The organism is Klebsiella sp. JN_Kp127 (genome assembly GCF_040062505.1).
Lineage (GTDB): Bacteria > Pseudomonadota > Gammaproteobacteria > Enterobacterales > Enterobacteriaceae > Klebsiella > Klebsiella quasipneumoniae.
The window spans coordinates 22,709-42,834 of sequence record NZ_JBEAHS010000009.1; the positions used below are offsets into that span (position 1 = coordinate 22,709).

Genomic DNA, 20,126 nt, shown 5'->3' on the forward strand with positions numbered 1-20,126 from the left:
TTAAAGGATCGCTACAACGTCTTTTGCGACTTCCCGCGTACTGCTTTTGCAGGAGATCGAACGGCGCGCGTTGATGAATTGCAGGTTAAAACCATGCTCCCGGTACAGGTCGAGAACCTTCGGTGCGGATGAGTTAGAAATCACTACCCGAGCGCCACGGTGAAAGGCAGATACACATTGCTTCGCCAGGTCCACCTGGTTATCCCAGCTAAAACCACCAGCGGCGTAGGCGGTGAATCCGGTTGTTCCCGGCATCGGTTCGTAAGGCGGATCGCAGTAAACCACATCCCCTTTACCGGCCAGGCTGATTGTCCGGCGGTAATCAGCGGTCATGAATACGCAGTTATGCGCCATACCCGCGAAGGCTTTCATCTCATCCATCGGGTAATACGGGGCCTTGTAGCCTCCCCAACCCACATTGAACTTGTTCGCCTGGTTGTAGCGCATCAGGCCATTGAAGCAATGCCGGTTGAGATACAGGAATGCAGCTGCGCGTTCAGTAGCATCCAGCGTCTGAGCGTTGAACTCGGAACGGATCAGCTCATAGCCATCTGGTGACCGCATGTGCTCAAACATCCAGCGGGCCTTTAGTTCCACTTCATCCGGCACCACCGCTAACATCTGATACAGATTAATCAGGTCCGGGTTAACGTCCGCCAGCAGGTAATCTGCGTGCTTTTCGCTGTTCAGGAACACAGATCCACCACCAACGAATGGCTCTATCAGGCGTTTCCCTGCAGGGATATGCACGAACAGGTCAGCCAGCTGGGAATACTTTCCACCAGCCCATTTCAGAAATGGCTTGCTCATGAACGAAACCCCGCAGGGACTGAATAATCCACGTCGGAATAACTGGACTTGAACGCCGTGTCTTGTTTAACCCACTTTCCTCCAGTCCAGGCTGGGCGTCCGGCTGCTTCCCATTTTTTGGCCTTGTCGAAATACTCGACACAGTTCTCGGGAGCAAACAGCGTTTTGGGCCGCAGGTAGTCGCTCATCTTCGGATCCTGAGCCCATTTCTCGTTCAGGTAGTCAACCACCAGCATCAGGTCTTCAGGGCTGTAATCTTCGGCCAGGCGTCCCCGGATATAACCCAGCGTCGTTTTGGTTCGTCCCCCCTTGCCATAGGTCGAGTTGGTTACCCGATTGAAATGATCGAGAACGAGATCTGCCGGATCGGTCTGGTCTGGTTGCAGCGCAACCGGACAAGAGTCTTTACCTGTAATCTCTGTAGTACTCTCTGTTGTATTCTCTGTAAGATCATCGTGCCAATTTGACCTGATGACAGCGGTTCGTTTTGACCCGGTGGAGCGTTTCACATTGACCTCTTCCATCGTGTCATTTTGACCTGATGGAACGGAGCATTTTGACTTCTTCGATTTGGTCACTTTGACCTCATCTAAAAGCTCGCTTTCGTAGTTGATCGTGTAGTAGTTCGTCATGTCGCGCTGGGACTTGTTCAGCTGCTCAACTTTAAGCACGCCCAGGCTCTTCAGCCGGGTGAAGGTGCGCTTCAGAGTGGATTCAGACCAGAACGGGAATTGCTCCAGCCATTGCTCTGTCGTGTTGTAGATCCAGCGTACGCCGTCACGCTCCAGCCCTGAGTTAGTCTCCTGCAGCCAGTAGTTAAGCTGCTGCAGCGCAATGGCTTCATTCAGGCCGATGCTATAGGCAAGGTCAGGATTGATGACTATCGGCCTTGATGGCATTAACAGGCTCATAAGACCCCTCTATTTCCCTGAATTTTCGTTTGAACTGTTCAAGTGGGCTGAAACATTCGTGCTTATACCCTTCGCGCAGGTATATAACGCGCTGTGTTTGGGGCTCCCAGCGTATGACCCTGACCGGGACGCCGTAGTGATCTCTGAACCATCGGTTAAGTTCTCGCATACGCTTTCCGCCTGACTTCTAAAGTCATCTACCGCCCATTGAGCAAACTGGTAGCAGACAGGTTCTATCCCACCGGGTACTCTTACCCCATACACGAACTGCACCGGCCCCTCTCCTCCAGGGACCGGCCGCGCCACAAGTTGCGACCTGCGGTACTGTGTTGGTAGACTGTTCATGCGTTAGTAATCTCCACTGATAACGACACGCCACGACGCCAGGAGCTGCAACTCGCTGGCGTCACTTCTTTTTGCGTGAAAATAACGTGATAATTGCGGCAATCTCTTCTTCCCGAGCTGCCAGATGGCGGCGGTGATGCACCATGATTTCTTCGGCCTCATGCCTTTCAATAACGCCATCTTCAAGCGCCTGTTCGATAATCTGATCAACCTGTCCCCTGGCAGCAGAGGTACGCATTGCACGACTAAACAGGTCCACGCGATCGAGTTCTTCCAGGTGCGGCACATCCACCAGCAGGGCCCCACGACGGCGGGCGAAGTAGTCTGCCAGCAGCGACGTGTTGGAAATGTCTTCCATCGCTTCCAGCTCCGATACTTCAAAAAATCGACAGCCGTTTTTCTCGTAGAGGTTGTTGTTGAACTGCGTCACGGTCATACCCAAGGCGCCAGCCATTGCTTCGCGGCCACCCGGATATGATTTGCACATACCTTTCACGACTTCTTTCAAGTTCATACCTACCCTTTTTGCTTACAATTAGTAGTAACGGTTAAGCTGCTGTTTGATTAGCCTTTAAATACAACTCCGGGTTAACTTTCAGCTTCATTTCTGTTAGAGCTTGGATTTCAAATGCTCGCCCTTTTGGAATGACCTCCCCCCAACCGGATACAGAGGCATGAGATATACCCAGCGCTTTTGCCACATTACCGACGGAGCCAAAGTAAGTAATCACGTCAACTTTTTTCATTTTTTCCTCATATGTAAGGGAAGCAGACAAACAAATGGTAGGATATCTTACACTCAAAGGTCAAGGATTCCTACATTACAAAATGGTAGGATTGCCTACATGAAAATGAATGAACGCATCCGTGCAAGACGTAAAGAGCTGAAACTAACCCAAGCGGTCTTAGCCAAATTAGTGGGCGTTAACCGTGTGACTGTTACTGGGTGGGAGTCAGGAGATTATGAGCCAGGGGGTTCTAACCTTCAGGCGCTTGCTGCTGCGTTAAAAACGAATCCTCAATGGATAATTCATGGTATTGGAGATCCTGTATCGGAGGCACCAACCTATAAGCCTACCGAACGTTTTGGCGTGAAAAGGATTCCAGTCTTATCTTGGGTTCAGGCTGGTGAATGGACCGAAAGCGGCGCGCCAGTTACCGAAAATGATGTTTCAGAATGGATTTACACAACCGCAAATCTTTGTGATGAAGGATTCGCTCTGAAAGTACGTGGTGATTCAATGACTAACCCTAACGGTGCCCCAAGCATACCTGAGGGCTCAATCGTTGTTGTTGACCCAGACTACGGCAGTATTTACGAAGTAAACGGTAAGATTGTCGTTGCCCAAGTGATGGGCTCAGCAGAGGCAACGCTGAAAAAATTTGTAATTGATGGACCTATAAAATATTTGGTTCCTCTTAATCCGAACTATCGTGTGATGGAAGTAAATGGCAACTGTAAGATCGTTGGTGTTGTCAGGCAGGTTGTCACGGACCTCTGATTTTTGAAGAACAATGAAACCGGCATCAAAGCCGGTTTTTTTTACACCTGAATGTAAGTTTTCCTACAAACAGCATTGACACCATAAGGTAAGTTATCCTACATTAATGTCGTAAGGAATAGGTGAATAGCACACAACACGAAAGCGCATTCCTCTTCTTCCGGTGGGGATCGGTTTGTAACTGAAGGAGTGCGCTTCCAGTTGTGTGGAGAACTAACGTGCCGCCATTGCAGTGGCGGCTAACCCATCAGCAAGAAATTCTAACCAGCTATTCACCCACTTTCATGGGTTGGGTTGCTGCACCCTAAATTCACGCGTTGCAGCGCGTCAGATGGAGAATAAGAGATGGCTAAGACAGCAAATCAACTAATTAAAGAGGCATACGAAATTGCCAGAGATATGCCACCAGCTCAGGGAACGATCGTCAAAGAACTGGCGGCTATCCTCGATGTTTCGAACGTAGCTCTTCGCCAGGTTCGTATCGAACGAGACGCTCTTCTCATCGAAGTCAAATCATGGGCGAAGGAGTGTGATCGTATTACTGAGCGACATACCAAGAAACGCACAAATCTGCATGTCCTCGAAGCAATGCGCGATTTGAAAGCAATTTGCCCCACCAGCTTCCGTAACGTGGAGGCTCTCTGATGGCTAAAGACTCAAAGCTTGTATACGGCGCCAACGGCAAAACCAACGTTCTGATGTTCGAACCGGAAAAGCTGCATCTTGTTACCGACAAAACCCATCTTCTCTACGATGAACGTATCAACCTGCCGATCGACGAAGGGATGGTACTGAACATCAAGGAGCTGGGTGTACTGGAGCCGATTATTGTCTGGAAAGACCCTGAAATTGGGCTCACCTGCGTAGTTGCAGGCCGTCAGCGCGTTAAACATACGCTGGAGGCAAATAAGCTTCTTTTGAAAGAGGGCAAAGACCCACTGCTTGTTCCCGGAGTCGTTAAGCGTGGTTCGGCAAATCAGATGGCTAAATACATGGTCAGCGAAAACGAAATTCGCCGACCCGATACGCCGCTGGGCCGGGCTAAAAAAATGTCAGACGCGCTCGACCGCGGGCTCGATGAGGACGACATTGCGGTGTTGTTTGGCTGCAGCGTTCAGACCGTACGCGCAACGCTGTCACTGCTGGATGCCACCCAGGCTGTTCGCGATGCAGTGGAGTCCGGAACGGTCACCGTTACCCAGGCGCGTCAGCTTAGTGCGCTCCCACCTGAAGAACAGCGTGCAAAAGTGTCAGCAATCGAGCTGGCGACAGCTGGCACAACCGGCCATGAAAAAGCCCGGCGTCAGCGTAAGATTCTCGGCGAGCAAAAGCCGCGTCTGAAAACCCGCAAAGAAATTACTAAAGCCCTGGAATCTGCCGAAGGTGAGTATGCGAGCGCACTCCGTTGGGTGCTTGGGGAGGCGAAATGAATATTGATCCTGAGAATTACAGCAAATACACCCTGTGTCGGTTCGCCGCCCTGTTCGATGTGATCTGCTGGGTGCTGGTTGCCGTAGTAACCGTTGTTATCTGCATGTTTATTGAATGGTGGACAGCATGAACATAAAAGAGATCGGAGACGTGTTTCACTTTGATTGCGGCTTTTCCTGGTCGCGCAGTAAAAACGGTAACCATAATTGCCCTGATGGTTTGCCTGAAAAGGTACGGCAGCTGGCTGCGGAGAATGTGGCGCTGAAAATTCATTCAGCCTGAGTGCTTTGTGGGTCATGTCGAGGTTGAAACTTTCTATGATGTAGAAGTTACTCGCTACGTCAATGCTGATGGCTATGAACCAAAGACTTGATGCTATGGCGCAATTTGCAATTGAGCAACTAAGAATTGTTGAAGGATGAGGGGAAAAATGATGAACTTGAATCACTAACTGTGCATAGTATAGTTCTTGAAGAAGAAGATGAAATATTGAGCGAACAGAAGCTAGAAAAGATCATGTAAATCGCCTGAAAGTCAAAAAAACTTTTAAAATCAGTTGCATATCATTTTATCAGAAAGTCAACAAATGGAGTATATAATGAATCAAAATCCATTTTCATTTTATGATTTCTTAGGTTATTTAATACCAGGAGGTTTATTCCTTTACTTACTTTATTTCGTAGGAGTTACATACGAGTTAGAACCTGCTATGCAGATAGTTAAATTCATAAACACACAACCTAATGCTTTTAGTCTATTAGGTTACGCTTCATTAATAGTATCATCATATATCTCTGGTCACTTTGTATCTATTCTATCAGCTTTCTTTATTGAGAAATACATGAATGAATCACTCAATTATCCATCTATTTATTTATTTGAAAATATAAATGATAAATATACTGAGAAAAGAAAAATCGATAAAACGAAAAAAATAAGAAACTTTATTATCAAGGTAATTACTTCACCGATCATGTTTCTTGACCTGTGTACATTTAAGTTTTGCTACTCCAGAGGATTGCCAAAAAAACTAGCAGAGAACCTGTGGAAAAAAGTTAGTGAATCGTATGAACATAACCTAGGCATAAGCTTACATAAAAGCAAATACTTAGATGGTGATCTGTTCAGATTCGCCTATCATTCTGCATATGAGTTTTCTCAAACCCATCAGAGTAAAATACAAAATTACGTTGCTCTTTATGGATTTTGCCGAAATGTTTGCTTCATTTTCTTGCTTAATTTTTGGATTTCAGTTTTAGCGTTAGCCTTGACTTTCTTTGATAATGACACTCATAAATACAATTACTTATCAATATTCATAACTCTATTTATTCTTTACGTGTTCTACTGTGGATTTGTTAAGTTTTATAGAAGATATAGTCTAGAAGTTCTCATGGCTTTTAGTCTCATTAAATTAAAATCGCAGTAATAAATAACCGGTTGCAGCTGGTTCAGTGGAGAACAACTCATGAGCGATCGCTTCCTGACTGATGAAGAACTGACAGAGGCCACGGGTTCGCCCCAAAAGTCACTGCAGAAAGAGGTATTAACGCAGAACGGGATCTTTTTTATTGAACGCCGGGACGGAGCAATCAAAACGACCTGGTTTCATATTAACCATCCCGTACAACGCATACTTCCACCAGCAGGCCATATGCCTACTCCAGGCATGAACTTTGACGCTGTAGAGAGATAATATGGGCCGCAAAAGAGCGCCTGGTAATGAGTGGATGCCGAAGGGTGTGTTTTTCCGCCCTTCCGGTTACTACTGGAAGCCAGGAGGTACTACCGAGAATCTAGCCCCAGCAAACGCTTCTAAAGCGGAGGTTTGGTTAGCTTACGAGAAAGTCGTTGAAGGTCGAAAGAAACTACTCACCTTTCAACAATTGTGGAAAAAATTTTTAAATAGTGCTGACTATGCAGACCTTGCCCCCAGGACACAAAAAGATTACCTGGCACATGAAAAATACTTGTTAGCGGTTTTCGGCGATGCAGAAGCAAAGGCCATTAAACCTGAACACGTCCGGCGCTACATGGATGCACGTGGTAAAAGAAGCCGTGTTCAGGCTAATCACGAGCATAGTTCAATGTCTCGTGTATACCGCTGGGGGTATCAGCGTGGTTATGTACCAGGTAATCCGTGTGTTGGTGTCGATAAGTTTCCTAAACCCCAGCGCGACCGCTACATAACCGATGAAGAGTACATTGCTATCTTCACTCATGCGACTCCTGCAGTTAAAGCCGCGATGGAAATTGCGTATCTTTGCGCTGCAAGGGTATCTGATGTTCTTAAAATGAACTGGAATCAGATTCTTGATAAAGGAATTTTCATACAGCAAGGTAAAACTGGTATTAAACAGATCAAAGCCTGGACTGAGCGTCTCAATGCGGCTGTTGATATTTGTAGGGAATGGGGACAGGATGGCCCTGTTATCAGGACAATGTATGGTGAGCGTTATTCATATAAGGGATTTAATGAAGCATGGCGTAAGGCTAGGAGATTGGCCTCTGAACAACTCGAGAGGCCTCTTGATTGTACATTTCATGATCTTAAAGCAAAAGGTATATCAGACTATGAGGGCTCTTCCAAAGATAAACAGATTTTTAGTGGCCATAAAACTGAATCGCAAGTATTAGTTTATGACCGGTCAATTAAAATCACACCGACATTAAAGAAAACTTAATAAGAACTGAGTTTTCTATACCAATTATCCAAATCCACATAGTGTGTTGGAGGATATTTATCATGAAATGAAGTCATTAATCCAGTGATAATCTCCATAGCCTCAGCATTTATTTCATTTGCTCGTAATGTTCTCTGCTGAGGCTCCATATCTAATACTGAATCACAATCTAAAGTTAAGGTATTAATTAATTTATTAAGGTTGGCGTCAGCTTCAACCCCCCTTGCCTGAATAAATATAATCAGTTGAGAAATCAAGGTTATGTTAGACATAATCATAGACGTATAATGCTCATGATTAGTATAATCTGATCCCTGATTAAACCAGAATTTCATTCCTTTCTCGGAAACTTCATTTAATGTTTTAACTATTGTATCTACTATAGATTTTATTTCAGAGCGAGTAGAAATATTCTTAGCATTAAGAAAAACTACAATCCACCCAACAAAAACCAATAAATTACCTACAAGGCCAAAAACCCAAGTGAATTCCTTCATTGAAATCAACCCTTTACTGACGCAGCTTGTTCAATAAAAGCCTTAACTCTACCTTCATAAATAGGTAATTTACTTTTGATTACCAAACGTTCACGAATATCTTTCAGAGGAACTGATTGGCTCCTTACAAGTCCACCAAACACCTCTTCCAAGAAAGAGGAACCTAGACCGACCATCACACCAGAGAAATCGACAACAATTTGCTCATTGGGGTTATTGATGAATGCAGGTATCAGTACTTCATCACGAAATTTTTGAGCACTAAACGGGCTGTCGCCTTCGTAACGACCAAAAGGTGTTTTAGAAAAGTCTCTCGCCACATGAATAATCATAACTCCCCCCGTTTAGGTACCAAACTCCATTGGACTAATGTACCCGGTACTTCATCTACAGTATAGTCACAAGTTACTTTGTTATCGCGTGAACTCTTGACGTACTTAGCATGACCAGAAAAAATCAGAAGTGTCTCGTTTTCAGTACAGCCTGCCCCCACTGGGCTTTTGATGTCTTCCGACCCATTTCCGCGACCTGATGCCCCTGTACGAGTTGCCCCTAATGTCCATGCATCAGACAATACTGCTGCCTGTAAAAAGGGTTGCAAATCATCACCATGGTAGGATCTAGGTATCCCCATTCCCAAATCATAGATTATGAATGTTACTTTATTTCTATCTGGATCAAACCAGGCGCACTGCCACCACCGTTTACCACCTAGCATTGTGGTTAACTCGTTGTATTGTGGAGCATCATAGGCATGATGAGAAACATTGAGCATTGCTTCACTTATACCCGATTCTAGCAGAGCAAACTGCTCCTCCGAGAAAACAGATAATGCTCTATTGTTAAGCATCTGCGCCGTGGTAGCGTGATGACTATAAGGATCTACCGAGGATTGGTAAAAACGCTTACTTTGGGTGAGCTCATCAAGCTTAGAAATATTTGAAGCAAGCAGTGCCTTTGCCAGGCCGGTTGAAACTATCCAACGGTACCCTTCAGGATTCCCCTTTCTAGTAGGAAGGGTTACCTTAATCGTTTGAGATTCTCTAATGCACAACTGAGCACGATTTACTATCGCAAACAAAAGTAAAGAGGCAGCTGCACTGACGAAAGGTGTGTTAGAAAGATCAACTTCTACGCTATTACCAAAGCGGTAAATTGCGTCGTTGAGTTTCCTCAGTGTAGACATTGTTTGAGAAAAATACCTATCTCTGTACAAACAGAGAGGTTGTTCGAAAGTGATTTTTACCTCAGGATTTTTTCTCATTTTTCCTTTTAGAGAGGATAGTCACTGACGACATGACATATAAGTGTTTGAATAGTGGCGGAGAGAGGGGGATTTGAACCCCCGGTAGAGTTGCCCCTACTCCGGTTTTCGAGACCGGTCCGTTCAGCCGCTCCGGCATCTCTCCGCTGTTGTGGTTGCTATAATGCCAGGATCTTTGGCATTTTAATAGCTCCCGTTTCGGTAATCGTGTTCAAGTGACGACTTTGCGAGCAATATGATGTTTAAATGGCCCTGGAAAGCAGATGATGAGTCCGGCAACGCAGAGATGCCCTGGGAGCAAGCGCTTGCCATTCCGGTTTTAGCCCACCTTTCGCCCGCTGAACAACACAAGCTGACGCAGATGGCTGCCCGTTTCGTACAGCAAAAACGTCTGGTGGCGCTTCAGGGGCTGGAGCTGACTCCGTTGCACCAGGCGCGGATAGCTATGCTCTTCTGCCTGCCGGTACTTGAGCTGGGGATTGAGTGGCTGGACGGTTTTCACGAAGTGCTGATCTACCCTGCCCCGTTTGTCGTGGATGATGAATGGGAGGATGATATTGGTCTGGTCCACAACCAGCGGGTAGTGCAGTCGGGGCAAAGCTGGCAGCAGGGTCCTGTAGTGCTGAACTGGCTGGATATTCAGGACTCCTTTGATGCGTCAGGCTTTAACCTTGTGGTACATGAGGTGGCGCATAAGCTTGATGCGCGGAATGGCGATCGGGCCAGCGGGGTGCCGCTGATCCCACTGCGCGAAGTCGCCGGCTGGGAGCACGATCTCCACGCGGCGATGAACAACATTCAGGATGAGATAGATCTGGTAGGGGAAAGCGCCGCCAGCATTGACGCCTATGCCGCCACCGATCCCGCGGAATGCTTCGCCGTCCTTTCGGAATATTTTTTCAGCGCGCCTGAACTATTCGCGCCCCGCTTCCCGGCCCTGTGGCAACGTTTTTGCCATTTTTACCGCCAGGATCCGCTGGCGCGCAGACGTGAAAATGGCCTGCAGGACGAAGACGAGCGGCGCATTGTTCACTAAAACAACGTGTTGAGCTAAATTTAGCCATTTGAATCAGCAGGTTAATTTTAGTGTTGACACAAAAATGCCGGGCCAGTAGTATGCGCCTCGTTCACACGATTCCTCTGTAGTTCAGTCGGTAGAACGGCGGACTGTTAATCCGTATGTCACTGGTTCGAGTCCAGTCAGAGGAGCCAAATTTAAAAAGCCCGCTCAGGGAAACCTGAGCGGGCTTTTTGCTTTCCGTGAGCCCCACGCCAGCGGGTATAAGCAGCATCGTACCGTTGGTACCGTCCAACGTTCCGTATGCGATCCCCGCAGGTGAAAAGCAGCGCCGCTGCTCCCAACCTTATGGCTACAGACTTTCGATCCGACGGTAACCACTGGGTCTACTGCTGGGTAGCAGACGATCCCGATTCGGCAGTTACCACTGCAGACAGCGCGGACTGCCCAACTGGCGGAAAGACCCGTAACGCTTAGGGTAGCCTGGCAATAACCTTAATCTCGAACTTAAATCCATAAAGCCACGTCACGCCGATCCCGGTCAGCGTAGGGTAAGGCGCTTCTCCCCAATATTCTGGCAGGATACTCCAGATAGCGTCGAGATTTGACTCAGGATCGACGACAAAGAGGGTAACGTCAACCACGTCCCCAAACGTGCAGCCCGCCGCTGCGAGCACAGCATTAAGATTTTTGAACGCCAGCCTGACCTGTGCTTTCAGATCGTGCTCAGGCGAACCATCCTCGTGGCTACCCACCTGCCCAGAAACAAACAAGAAACCATTGGATTTGATGGCCGGTGAATAACGATTGCGCTCATAGAGCGCCTGCCGACCGAGGGGAAAAACGGCTTCGCGTGCTGTCATGTTTGTACCTTTATGCTGGGGCGAATTCAGCCCGGTGAATGTAAAGACACTGTACAACGGCAAGATCGGGCGGATAAACAAGCGACTTTGTCGCTCATTGTTTGTAATATCCAAACAATCGATGAAAGACAGGATAAGAAATGGATCGTTTCGATGCGATGCGCGCCTTTGCTCGGGTGGTGGAGGCAGGGAGCTTCACGAAGGCTGCCCAAACGCTTCATATGAGCAAAACCACGGTGACGCAACTTATTCAGCAACTGGAAGCGCGACTGCGCGTCAAATTGCTCCATCGCACCACCCGCAAGCTTGGGGTGACTCCCGATGGCGCGGTCTACTACGAGCGCATCATCCGCCTGCTGGCGGACATGGAGGATGCTGAAAACAGCCTGTCCAGTGCGGCGATGACGCCCAGGGGACGGCTACGGGTGGATGTGCCCAGTCCGCTAGCCCGCCTCATCCTGGTGCCGGCGCTACCGGCTTTCCACGCCCGCTACCCTGATATCCAGTTCGACATGGGCGTGAGCGACCGGAAGGTAGATCTGATCGGCGACAACGTGGATTGCGTCCTGCGCGGTGGCGAAATCACCGACCAGTCCCTAATCGCACGCCATGTCGGCGATTTGCCAATCGGCGTCTACGTCGCCCCCCGTTATGTGGAACGCCTTGGCGCTCCCGCACACCCGCGAGAGCTGCAAAATACTGACCATTGCATAGTGGGATTCTTGTCCTCACGCACCAGTAAGATTGATTCTTTGGTACTGCGCAGTGAGAATGAAGGTATTGAAATCACGGGCAACTACGTCCTTGCCGTGGATGATGGCAATGCTTACCTCGAAGCTGGGTTAGCTGGCTTAGGCGTGATTGCGCTGCCCAACTATATGGCGGCAGCGCATCAGGCCGTTGGCGCTTTGATCCCGTTATTTACACAATGGCGGATTAGCCCAATGCCTCTGTACCTGGCGTTTCCACCGAACCGCCATGTCAACGCCAAGCTGCGCGTTTTTATTGACTGGATCGTTGAAGTGATGCAGCAGCATGTCCCGATTGCCAACAATAAATAACGACATCCCAGCCCCCTGATTCGCTTATCAACGACGATGGGGGTCAGTAGTAGTCACTGTGGTCAGGCGTGTTTTGACAATAAGGATTCAGCAGAACTCATCCGTCTTATATTGTGGATAATGGCTATCATAACGGGGATCTTCGCTTTCATGGACAATGGCAGCCAAAAAAAAGATCCTCAGTAACAATATTAAGTCCATAGATATATTTGCAGACTTTATCATCTCCGCCTGAGCCTCTCCTGGCGCCCTCATTAACACGCCATCACCGCCACTGTTGATAAGTTAAGGATCGGTTTCCCGATCCTTATCCCCAACAACGTTGAATGCATCGACAGCACAAGAGCCTTCTTACAATAGCCGTTAATGAGGCTAAACGACCCGCTACAAACTCCCCTGCGCCGCTGTGGCGCTGATATTCACCGGCATGCCGGAGCGGCGCTGCAGGGTTTGCTCGGCCTGCGAAGGACTCACTCCCGGCCCCTGAGTAAATTCGCGCAGCGCCGAGGTCATCGGCAAGGGGACTTTTCTGTCGGATTCAAATTCCGCCCGGTTGCGCGACAGCGGCTCGTGCACCTCCAGCCAGTGGCTGCCATCCGGTTCCACGGTGTACTTCACCGGCTGATCGATCAGCTGGACGCGCGTCCCCACCGGTACGTTATCAAACAGGAATTTAATGTCGTCATTGCGCAGGCGGATGCATCCCTGGCTGACGCGCAGCCCGATGCCAAAGTTGGCATTGGTGCCGTGGATGGCGTACAGCCTGCCGATATAGATCGCATACAGCCCCATCGGATTATCGGGGCCGGGCGGCACCATCGCCGGCAGGGTTTTGCCCTCTTTCGCATATTCACGGCGGGTATTGGCGGTTGGTACCCAGGTGGGCCCTTCCTGCTTGCGCTCTACCGCCGTCACCCAGTTACGCGGCGTTTCGCGTCCCGCCTGGCCAATGCCGATTGGCAGGACTTCCACGCTATTGCCCAGCGGCGGGTAATAATAGAGGCGCATCTCGGCGACGTTGATAACGATCCCCTCACGCACGGTGTCAGGCAGGATCAGCTGCTGCGGAATGGTCAGCGTCGAACCGGAGTGCGGCAAATAAACATCTACGCCGGGGTTCGCCTCCAGCATATTGCTCAACCCCTGGCCGTACTGGGCGGCAAAGCTTTCCAGTGGTTGAGTGTTGTTCTCCGGCACGGCAATGGTAAAAGCGCTGCCCACCAGACGGCTCCCCTCCGGCGGCAGCGGATAGCTGACGGCCAGCGCGCTGTGGCTGGCGAACAGCATCAGCGCCGAACAGAGTAATGTCACACGCCGCATCGTCATTTTCCCTTCCTCAGTCGCGACTCTCGTGTGTGAATTATAGCGGCATTTCCTCTCCCCGATCCGCTGGCCAGCATTTCCTTAAATCTGATAGTCGATAGCGGCCTCTTCCGGCTCCATCGCCTGGCGCTTGATCTCATCCAGCGACAGTCCGGCATTGCACAATTCGATAAAGCGCCAGACGTAATTACGCTGCAGCTGACCCCGCTTCAGTCCCAGCCATACGGTATTGGCATCAAACAGATGGCGGGTATCGAGCCGCGTAAAGGTGTCCGCTTCGCGGGCATCCCCGGACTGCTCGGCAACCAGCCCGACGCCCAGCCCCAGCTCGACGTAGGTCTTGATCACATCGGAATCCTGGGCGCTCAGCACAATATCCGGCATCAGCCCTTTGCGGTTGAAGGCCTCATCGATCCGCGAACGGCCGGTGATCCCCTGGCGATAGGTGATTAACGGCCAACGGGCAATCGCCTCCAGCGTCAAAGGAGACACCTGGGTCAGGGGATGGTCTTTGGGTACCAGCAGGCTGTGATGCCAGCGGAACCAGGGGAAAGCCGCCAGCGTCGGGTCGTTGCTCAGACGCTCGCTGGCGATGCCGATATCCGCCCCGCCGTTATGCAGCAGCGCTTCGATTTCCTGCGGGGTGCCCTGCACCAGCTCGACGCGAACGTCGGAGAACAGCTCGCGGAAAGCTTTAATCACCGGGGGCAGGCTGTAGCGCGCCTGGGTATGGGTGGTGGCGATGGTTAAGACGCCGGAGGCATCGTTAGTGAAGAGATCCGCCAGCCGCCGGACGTTGCTGGCTTCATTGAGGATCCGCTCAGCAATGGATAACAGCGCTTTACCCGGCTCGGTCATGCCTAACAGGCGTTTGCCGCGACGGATAAAGATCTCAATCCCCAGCTCCTCTTCCAGTTCCCGGATATGGCGGCTGACGCCTGACTGCGAGGTATAGAGCATATTCGCGACTTCCGTCAGGTTGTAATCCTGACGGGCCGCCTCACGGATAATTTTCAGTTGCTGGAAGTTCACCCTTTCCTCCGGGCCAATGGACTTAACGTATCTGCTATTGTTAAAGTCTGTTGTCCCGGGTAACAAATAATAAAAACCAGCAACTTATTCCTTAAGAGAATATAGCTTAACTAACCAGCTGCAGTTCGCGGTTCTCCAGCGACGGACGGCTCACCAGAGACAGCAGGATCTCCTTCACCGCCTGCGCCTGCGGCGACAAACCGCCGCGCGCCGACATGTTCAGCGACAGCGACAGGCTCATTGACGGCGTGCTAATCCGCGCCATCCAGCCGTTCGCCGCGCCGCACAGGGAGCGGGCAGCGGATTCCGGCAGGACCGTCGCCCCCATGCCGCTGGCGATGGCCGCGGTCAGGGTGGTAATGGATTCGATCTCGCCGATAATTTTCGCCGACAGACGACGCAGGGTGAACGCCTCGGTGACCCGCGCCCGTACCGCGCTGTAATCTCGCGGCAGGAACAGGTTCATCTCCGCCACCGCCGTAAGGTCCACGCTCTGCCCCGGGCAGTCGCGGGTGCCGACCAGGTAGAGGTCTTCTTTCAGCAGCGGCTGACTGACGATGCCGGCCACCGGCGAACGCTCATACAGCACCGCCATATCCAGCTGGCCCGCCAGCAGCTTGTCATTCAGCGCAGTGCCGCTGCTTTCCTGCAGATAGACCATCACCTCGGGCAGCTCATTACGCACCGTCTGCAGCAACGGCATGGTAATGGCGGAGGCCGCTGTGCCCGGCGCCAGGCCGATCGAGACCTGGCCACGCAACGTCTGGCCGACGTTATTGACCGCCAGCTGCGCCTGCTCACACTGGCGCAGGATGGTCCGCGCATGGGTATAAAGGATTTTACCGGCTTCCGTTGGCGTGACCCCTCGCTTGGTGCGTATCAGCAGCTGCTGGTCCATTTCACCTTCCAGGGTCGCGACCTGCTGGCTGAGGGCCGGTTGGGCGATGTGCAAGACTTCAGCGGCCTGGGTCAGACTGCCGATATCGACGATTTTCACAAAATATTTCAGTCGTCTTAAGTTCATTTTGCCTCCTGTAAGGAACGCCAGCGTCAACGCTGGAAGTATGATGAAACTGGTTTTGCAATTTGCTTGCCAGCTTTTCATTTCCGCTGCCGTTGCCCGCCACAGGCGGTGTTATAAGGGATAGTGATAGCAATCCGGTTTTTATTTGCCCGGTAAGCAGATTGTGGTATGCCCCATTAGGGGTACATTCGCACTACAACGGTGCAATCTGGTGAAAAAAACAGCGCATGCGCGGGGGTTGCTGAAATTGTCAGCAGTCGAACGCAATTCTTTGAATCAGGCTTTGACAAGGCCGGGTGGCATCGTTAATATGCGCCCCGTTCACACGATTCCTCTGTAGTTCAGTCGGTAGAACGGCGGACTGTTAATCCGTATGTCACTGGTTCGAGTCCAGTCAGAGGAGCCAAATTTAAAAAGCCTGCTTTCGAGCAGGCTTTTTGCTTTTCCGCGCCAGCTGCGCTGCCGGAAGGCGAAGGATCCCCCCTCCGGCGATGGCGCCCCTAGCGCAAGCTCTCTTCCTTCAGGTCTATCTCTCGCAGCACCTCATAAAAGGTGATATCGCTAATGTTGTGGGCGCGACGCAGCCGGAACAGCTCCTGACGCTGGGCGATAATGACCTCTCTTTGCATATATTTCTCCAGCCTGGCGCGCTTAGCCAGCTCCAGCCCGACGTCCTGCCCTTCGTCATTGTCGTTATAGTGCAGCCGCCGCTGGTAGGTTTCCAGCAGCATATTGCCGGCATCAGCTCGCAGGGCCTGCTCAGTCGGATCCTCCACCGGCTCGTCGAGTAGCGCATTCAGCCGGTTGATAGCCACTTCGGTCATGACGGCGCCAATATCGTCTTTGCCGGTGTCATGGGGTAAATCATCGGCAAGATAGCGGGTCATAAACGGCAGACCGATAGCCGCCACCACCAGCGACATCAGGATCACCGCCATTGAGAGAAAGATCAGCAGTTCGCGGCCCGGGAATGGTGAACCATCCGCCAGCACCGCCGGCAGCGTCAGAATACCGGCGAGCGTCACGGAGCCTTTGACCCCCGCCAGCGCCATGACGGCGAGGATGCTGAATCGCGGACGGACGGTGATGGCTTTGCCCCGGCGTTTGCGGCGAAAAATGGTCAGCGTCATCGACAGCCATACCCAGGCGAAACGCATCAGACCGAGCGCGAGAGTGATGGCCACGGCGTACAGCAGCAGATACCAGGGCGAAGGGACGCCGGCCTGGCTGGCTACCGCCGGCAACGTCCTGAGCATGCGGGGCAACTGCTCGCCCAGCATCAGGAAGATCATCCCGTTGAGGGTAGTCTGCAGCATGGACCACACCGCGCTGCTTTTCATGCGCGTCGCGGGTAGCCGGGGCCCCGACAGCTGTTCATAGTGCATCGCAATGCCGGCGGCGACGGCGGCAAGAATGCCGGAGACTTGGAACGCCTCGGCCAGCAGGTAGGCGGCGAAGGGGATAAGCAGGCTGATCAGGATCTGGATGGCCGGCTCCTCGCGGGTGCGCCGCACCAGAAAGTTATTACATTTGCCGGTGACCCACACCACCACGAGCCCACTGAGGATGCCCCCGAACGCCATCAGGAAAAACTTCATCACCGCCTCTCCCGGGGAGAAGCTGCCGGTCAGCACCGCGGCGATGGCGAAATTAAAAGCGACGAGGCCCGAAGCATCGTTTAACAGCGATTCCCCTTCGAGGATATGCGCCATCCGGGAAGGCAGCGGCGAGCTGGCGGTCATTGCCGATACCGCCACCGGATCGGTGGGTGACAGAATCGCCGCCAGGGCAAACCCCGCCGCCACGGTGATCGCCGGAATAAGCCAGTGAATAAACAGGCCAATGCCGAGGATAGTGACCATCACCAGGCCTATCGCCAGCGACAGAATCGGCTTCATATCGCGGAAAAACGCGTCTTTCGGGATCCGCCAGCCATCAAGGAAAAGCAGCGGCGGGATAAACAACAGCAAAAAGATGTGCGGATCGAAATCGACCTGAAAACCTCCGGCGGCCAGCGCGGCGCCCGCAGCGATCTGGATCAGCGGCAGCGGCACTTTAACGGGCAGAAGATGGGAAATGAACACCGTCACCACGATGGCCATCATAAAGACCAGCACAATAGCGATTAGCGACATTCATCCCCTCCTTTGACGGCAATATTCATTCTGTACATCAGGCTGTTATTCCTTTTTCGCAGGTGTGGTTTCGGCGGCGGGTTATTTATCCAGACGCCGATAATAAAGGACAGGCTTTCCTGTGTTGCGGCGTTATTATTTAAACTGAGGTGGCAACCGGCGCCCCTTCAGGGGGGACAATGTGTTTTATCATGCCGGAGTTGTCAATCCGCCAGAGTCTGCAAATCATCGCCAGCCCGGCAATATAATCGCCACCATCATACTTATCATTCCGTGGCGACCAGAGAGATATATGGTCAGCGGAATAGCCTCAGCGGATTGATATTCTCTATCGTAACGGCCCGATATCCATGCATTAGCCATTATTGATAATCCGCGTCGCCTTCATAAGTCGACTGCCTCAAATTCCCGCCCTTCTCTGCCATACATGGCTTGCCCCCCACCGGGATTGAGGGTACCCTGACAAACAATTAAACCATACGGTCTAAATGATGAATCCCGCTACCTCCGCCAACCAGAAGCCCCGCCGCGGCCGACCGCCCAAGGCCGATCGCCAGTTTGTCGACACGCGACAGGCGCTGATTCGCTCGGGCCTGGAGGTGCTGACCGAAACGGGCTATCTCGCAGCGGGTATTGATGCGGTGATCAAGAACATCGCCGTGCCGAAGGGGTCGTTTTACCACTGTTTCAAAAGCAAGGAGGCCTTTGGCCTCGCCGTGCTTGCCGCCTATGGCGACTACTTTGCGCATAAATTAGATAAATTCCTGCTGGACGACGCCGTGCCGCCGCTGGAACGGATGGCGGCCTTCGTGCGTGATGCCGGTCAGGGAATGGAGAAATACCAGTTTCGTCGCGGCTGCCTGGTAGGCAACCTGCTGCAGGAAGCTCCCCTGTTGCCCGAGGCATTTCCCCAGCGGTTGCAGACCATCCTGGCGGCATGGGAGGCGCGCGTGGCCCGCTGCCTGCACGAGGCGCGGGCTGCCGGGACGATCGCCAGCGACACCTCACCGGAGGCGCTGGCCCAGGTGTTCTGGATCGGCTGGGAAGGCGCGGTGATGCGCGCCAGGCTGGTCCAGTCCGCCGCTCCCCTTAACCAGTACTGGGATTTCTTTGCGCACACTATGATGACAATAACACCTGCACAGGACGGCGATAGCGCCGATAACTCCCTTCAGACGAGGAATACTCAGTCATGAAAGCATTAGTTCTGGACCAGATTGACAACCGCACCGTGGCCGCCGTCAAAGCGATTGACCTGCCCGCCCTTACCGAAGGCGACGTGCGGGTCGCCATCGACTGGTCGAGTCTCAACTATAAAGATGCCCTGGCGATCACCGGCAAAGGCAAAATCATCCGCCAGTTCCCGATGGTGCCGGGGATTGATTTTGCCGGCCGGGTAAGTGAAAGCCGCGATCCGCGCTTTGTTCCCGGCCAGGACGTGATCCTCACCGGCTGGGGCGTGGGCGAAAACCACTGGGGCGGCCTGGCCACCGAGGCCTGTGTCAAAGGCGACTGGCTGGTAGCCCTGCCGGAGGCGCTCAGCGCGCGCCAGGCGATGATCATCGGCACCGCCGGCTTCACCGCGATGCTGTGCGTCGATGCCCTCGTCAGCGCGGGCATCACCCCGGAAAGCGGTGATATCCTGGTCACCGGCGCCAGCGGCGGGGTCGGCAGCACCGCGGTGGTACTGCTGAAAGCGCTCGGCTACCGGGTGACGGCCGTATCGGGCCGCGAGTCGACGCACGACTACCTTCGCCAGCTCGGGGCCGACGCCATCCTGCCGCGCAGCGACTTTGCAGAGACCCGCCCGCTGGAGAAACAGCTGTGGGCGGGCGCGGTGGATACCGTTGGCGGCACGATGCTGGCCAAAGTGCTGGCGCAAACGCACTATCGCGGCTGCGTCGCCGCCTGCGGTCTGGCCGGGGGCTTCGATCTGCCAACCACCGTGATGCCGTTTATTCTGCGCAATGTGCGTCTGCAGGGGGTGGATTCGGTGATGGTGCCCACCGCAGAACGCGACGCGGTGTGGCAGCGTCTGGCCCAGCTGCTGCCGGAAAGCTACTACCAACAGGCAGCCACGGAAATCACGCTGGAGCAGGCGCCAGCGTATGCCGCAGATTTCCTCAGCAACAATATTCATGGCCGCACGCTGGTCAACATCGGCCAGTAATCCTCTCCTCCCGGCGCCCCACGGCGCCGGTCCCCGGGGCGATCCTGACATATCAT

Annotated in this window: 23 protein-coding genes, 3 tRNA genes and 1 pseudogene; 13 read left to right on the top strand and 14 right to left on the bottom strand. The window is 52.2% G+C overall.

From position 1 onward, the window contains the following. From ABLV04_RS06105 to ABLV04_RS06125, 5 genes are all read right to left on the bottom strand, one after another. Positions 1-810, bottom strand: coding sequence for a Dam family site-specific DNA-(adenine-N6)-methyltransferase (locus tag ABLV04_RS06105; RefSeq protein WP_136023244.1), 810 nt, complete (start codon positions 808-810; stop codon positions 1-3). After that, the gene (locus ABLV04_RS06110) at positions 807-1,721 is read right to left on the bottom strand and encodes a conserved phage C-terminal domain-containing protein (RefSeq protein ID WP_136023245.1); all 915 of its coding nucleotides are present in this window, start codon (positions 1,719-1,721) and stop codon (positions 807-809) included. Before ABLV04_RS06110 ends, ABLV04_RS06105 begins: the two co-directional genes overlap by 4 nt. Beyond that, on the bottom strand, positions 1,678-1,890 hold the full coding sequence (locus tag ABLV04_RS06115) for a DUF4222 domain-containing protein (protein ID WP_117029197.1): 213 nt from the start codon (positions 1,888-1,890) through the stop codon (positions 1,678-1,680). The genes ABLV04_RS06110 and ABLV04_RS06115 overlap by 44 nt, the downstream gene beginning before the upstream one ends. Before the next feature lie 237 nt (positions 1,891-2,127). Further along, a complete protein-coding gene (locus tag ABLV04_RS06120; protein WP_040188690.1) occupies positions 2,128-2,580 on the bottom strand; it encodes a YmfL family putative regulatory protein in 453 nt (150 codons plus the stop codon). Between the two features lie 34 nt (positions 2,581-2,614). Next, entirely contained in the window at positions 2,615-2,812 is a 198-nt protein-coding gene (locus tag ABLV04_RS06125) for a Cro/CI family transcriptional regulator (protein WP_040188689.1), read from the bottom strand. A gap of 99 nt (positions 2,813-2,911) precedes the next feature. Between ABLV04_RS06125 and ABLV04_RS06130 the strand changes: the two genes are divergently transcribed. The 7 genes from ABLV04_RS06130 (at position 2,912) to ABLV04_RS06160 (ending at position 7,683) form a co-directional block, all read left to right on the top strand. Further along, positions 2,912-3,568 carry a S24 family peptidase gene (locus ABLV04_RS06130; protein WP_040188688.1) on the top strand — a complete coding sequence of 219 codons (657 nt, stop codon included), beginning with the start codon at positions 2,912-2,914 and terminating at the stop codon, positions 3,566-3,568. A gap of 345 nt (positions 3,569-3,913) precedes the next feature. Then, on the top strand, positions 3,914-4,213 hold the full coding sequence (locus ABLV04_RS06135; protein WP_017880281.1) for a hypothetical protein: 300 nt from the start codon (positions 3,914-3,916) through the stop codon (positions 4,211-4,213). Beyond that, positions 4,213-4,998 (top strand): ParB/RepB/Spo0J family partition protein, encoded by a 786-nt coding sequence (locus ABLV04_RS06140; RefSeq protein ID WP_136023246.1) that lies wholly within the window; start codon positions 4,213-4,215, stop codon positions 4,996-4,998. Before ABLV04_RS06135 ends, ABLV04_RS06140 begins: the two co-directional genes overlap by 1 nt. Further along, a complete protein-coding gene (locus tag ABLV04_RS06145; RefSeq protein WP_023317565.1) occupies positions 4,995-5,129 on the top strand; it encodes a hypothetical protein in 135 nt (44 codons plus the stop codon). The genes ABLV04_RS06140 and ABLV04_RS06145 overlap by 4 nt, the downstream gene beginning before the upstream one ends. After that, positions 5,126-5,281, top strand: a complete 156-nt coding sequence (locus ABLV04_RS06150) for a hypothetical protein (RefSeq protein ID WP_023317564.1) — start codon at positions 5,126-5,128, stop codon at positions 5,279-5,281. Before ABLV04_RS06145 ends, ABLV04_RS06150 begins: the two co-directional genes overlap by 4 nt. A 1,186-nt stretch (positions 5,282-6,467) precedes the next feature. Further along, positions 6,468-6,695 carry a DUF4224 domain-containing protein gene (locus ABLV04_RS06155; protein WP_004184757.1) on the top strand — a complete coding sequence of 76 codons (228 nt, stop codon included), beginning with the start codon at positions 6,468-6,470 and terminating at the stop codon, positions 6,693-6,695. A gap of 1 nt (position 6,696) precedes the next feature. After that, on the top strand, positions 6,697-7,683 hold the full coding sequence (locus ABLV04_RS06160) for a tyrosine-type recombinase/integrase (RefSeq protein ID WP_114446682.1): 987 nt from the start codon (positions 6,697-6,699) through the stop codon (positions 7,681-7,683). Here ABLV04_RS06160 and ABLV04_RS06165 read toward each other — a convergent pair. The 4 genes from ABLV04_RS06165 to ABLV04_RS06180 all read right to left on the bottom strand — a co-directional run bounded on the left by ABLV04_RS06165 (position 7,680) and on the right by ABLV04_RS06180 (position 9,589). Next, positions 7,680-8,180: a hypothetical protein gene (locus tag ABLV04_RS06165; protein ID WP_114446681.1), complete on the bottom strand. Its 501-nt coding sequence runs from the start codon at positions 8,178-8,180 to the stop codon at positions 7,680-7,682. The genes ABLV04_RS06160 and ABLV04_RS06165 overlap by 4 nt on opposite strands. Before the next feature lie 5 nt (positions 8,181-8,185). Beyond that, the gene (locus ABLV04_RS06170) at positions 8,186-8,512 is read right to left on the bottom strand and encodes an STAS-like domain-containing protein (RefSeq protein ID WP_065801996.1); all 327 of its coding nucleotides are present in this window, start codon (positions 8,510-8,512) and stop codon (positions 8,186-8,188) included. Then, complete coding sequence (locus ABLV04_RS06175; RefSeq protein WP_135718333.1) at positions 8,509-9,444, bottom strand: hypothetical protein; 936 nt, start codon at positions 9,442-9,444, stop codon at positions 8,509-8,511. Before ABLV04_RS06175 ends, ABLV04_RS06170 begins: the two co-directional genes overlap by 4 nt. Before the next feature lie 55 nt (positions 9,445-9,499). Then, positions 9,500-9,589 (bottom strand) — tRNA-Ser (locus ABLV04_RS06180). A 90-nt stretch (positions 9,590-9,679) separates the two neighbouring features. Between ABLV04_RS06180 and mtfA the strand changes: the two genes are divergently transcribed. Both mtfA and ABLV04_RS06190 read left to right on the top strand, forming a co-directional pair. Further along, complete coding sequence (gene mtfA, locus ABLV04_RS06185) at positions 9,680-10,480, top strand: DgsA anti-repressor MtfA (protein ID WP_348815485.1); 801 nt, start codon at positions 9,680-9,682, stop codon at positions 10,478-10,480. 100 nt (positions 10,481-10,580) lie between these two features. Beyond that, a tRNA-Asn gene (locus tag ABLV04_RS06190) sits at positions 10,581-10,656 on the top strand. Positions 10,657-10,935: 279 nt separating this feature from the next. Here the strand turns inward: ABLV04_RS06190 and ABLV04_RS06195 are convergent. Beyond that, positions 10,936-11,325, bottom strand: a complete 390-nt coding sequence (locus ABLV04_RS06195) for a RidA family protein (protein ID WP_101994561.1) — start codon at positions 11,323-11,325, stop codon at positions 10,936-10,938. Between the two features lie 140 nt (positions 11,326-11,465). On the opposite strand from ABLV04_RS06195, the gene ABLV04_RS06200 reads away from it, so the two are divergent. Further along, positions 11,466-12,386 carry a LysR family transcriptional regulator gene (locus tag ABLV04_RS06200; RefSeq protein WP_147733326.1) on the top strand — a complete coding sequence of 307 codons (921 nt, stop codon included), beginning with the start codon at positions 11,466-11,468 and terminating at the stop codon, positions 12,384-12,386. 384 nt (positions 12,387-12,770) lie between these two features. Here the strand turns inward: ABLV04_RS06200 and ldtA are convergent, their stop codons facing one another. The 3 genes from ldtA to nac form a co-directional block, all read right to left on the bottom strand. Next, complete coding sequence (gene ldtA, locus ABLV04_RS06205) at positions 12,771-13,712, bottom strand: L,D-transpeptidase (RefSeq protein ID WP_023290298.1); 942 nt, start codon at positions 13,710-13,712, stop codon at positions 12,771-12,773. 78 nt (positions 13,713-13,790) lie between these two features. Next, complete coding sequence (cbl, locus tag ABLV04_RS06210; RefSeq protein ID WP_004180456.1) at positions 13,791-14,741, bottom strand: HTH-type transcriptional regulator Cbl; 951 nt, start codon at positions 14,739-14,741, stop codon at positions 13,791-13,793. Positions 14,742-14,847: 106 nt separating this feature from the next. Then, on the bottom strand, positions 14,848-15,765 hold the full coding sequence (gene nac, locus ABLV04_RS06215) for a nitrogen assimilation transcriptional regulator NAC (RefSeq protein ID WP_004203498.1): 918 nt from the start codon (positions 15,763-15,765) through the stop codon (positions 14,848-14,850). 330 nt (positions 15,766-16,095) lie between these two features. Between nac and ABLV04_RS06220 the strand changes: the two genes are divergently transcribed. Then, positions 16,096-16,171, top strand: a tRNA-Asn gene (locus tag ABLV04_RS06220). Positions 16,172-16,265: 94 nt separating this feature from the next. Here the strand turns inward: ABLV04_RS06220 and ABLV04_RS06225 are convergent. Next, positions 16,266-17,900, bottom strand: a complete 1,635-nt coding sequence (locus ABLV04_RS06225) for a Na+/H+ antiporter (protein WP_205425530.1) — start codon at positions 17,898-17,900, stop codon at positions 16,266-16,268. A 491-nt stretch (positions 17,901-18,391) separates the two neighbouring features. On the opposite strand from ABLV04_RS06225, the pseudogene ABLV04_RS06230 reads away from it, so the two are divergent. Continuing rightward, positions 18,392-19,217 (top strand): annotated as a pseudogene (locus ABLV04_RS06230) (TetR/AcrR family transcriptional regulator). Next, entirely contained in the window at positions 19,156-20,070 is a 915-nt protein-coding gene (locus ABLV04_RS06235; protein ID WP_074442563.1) for an MDR family oxidoreductase, read from the top strand. Before ABLV04_RS06230 ends, ABLV04_RS06235 begins: the two are co-directional and overlap by 62 nt. The last annotated feature ends 56 nt before the right edge of the window (positions 20,071-20,126 follow it).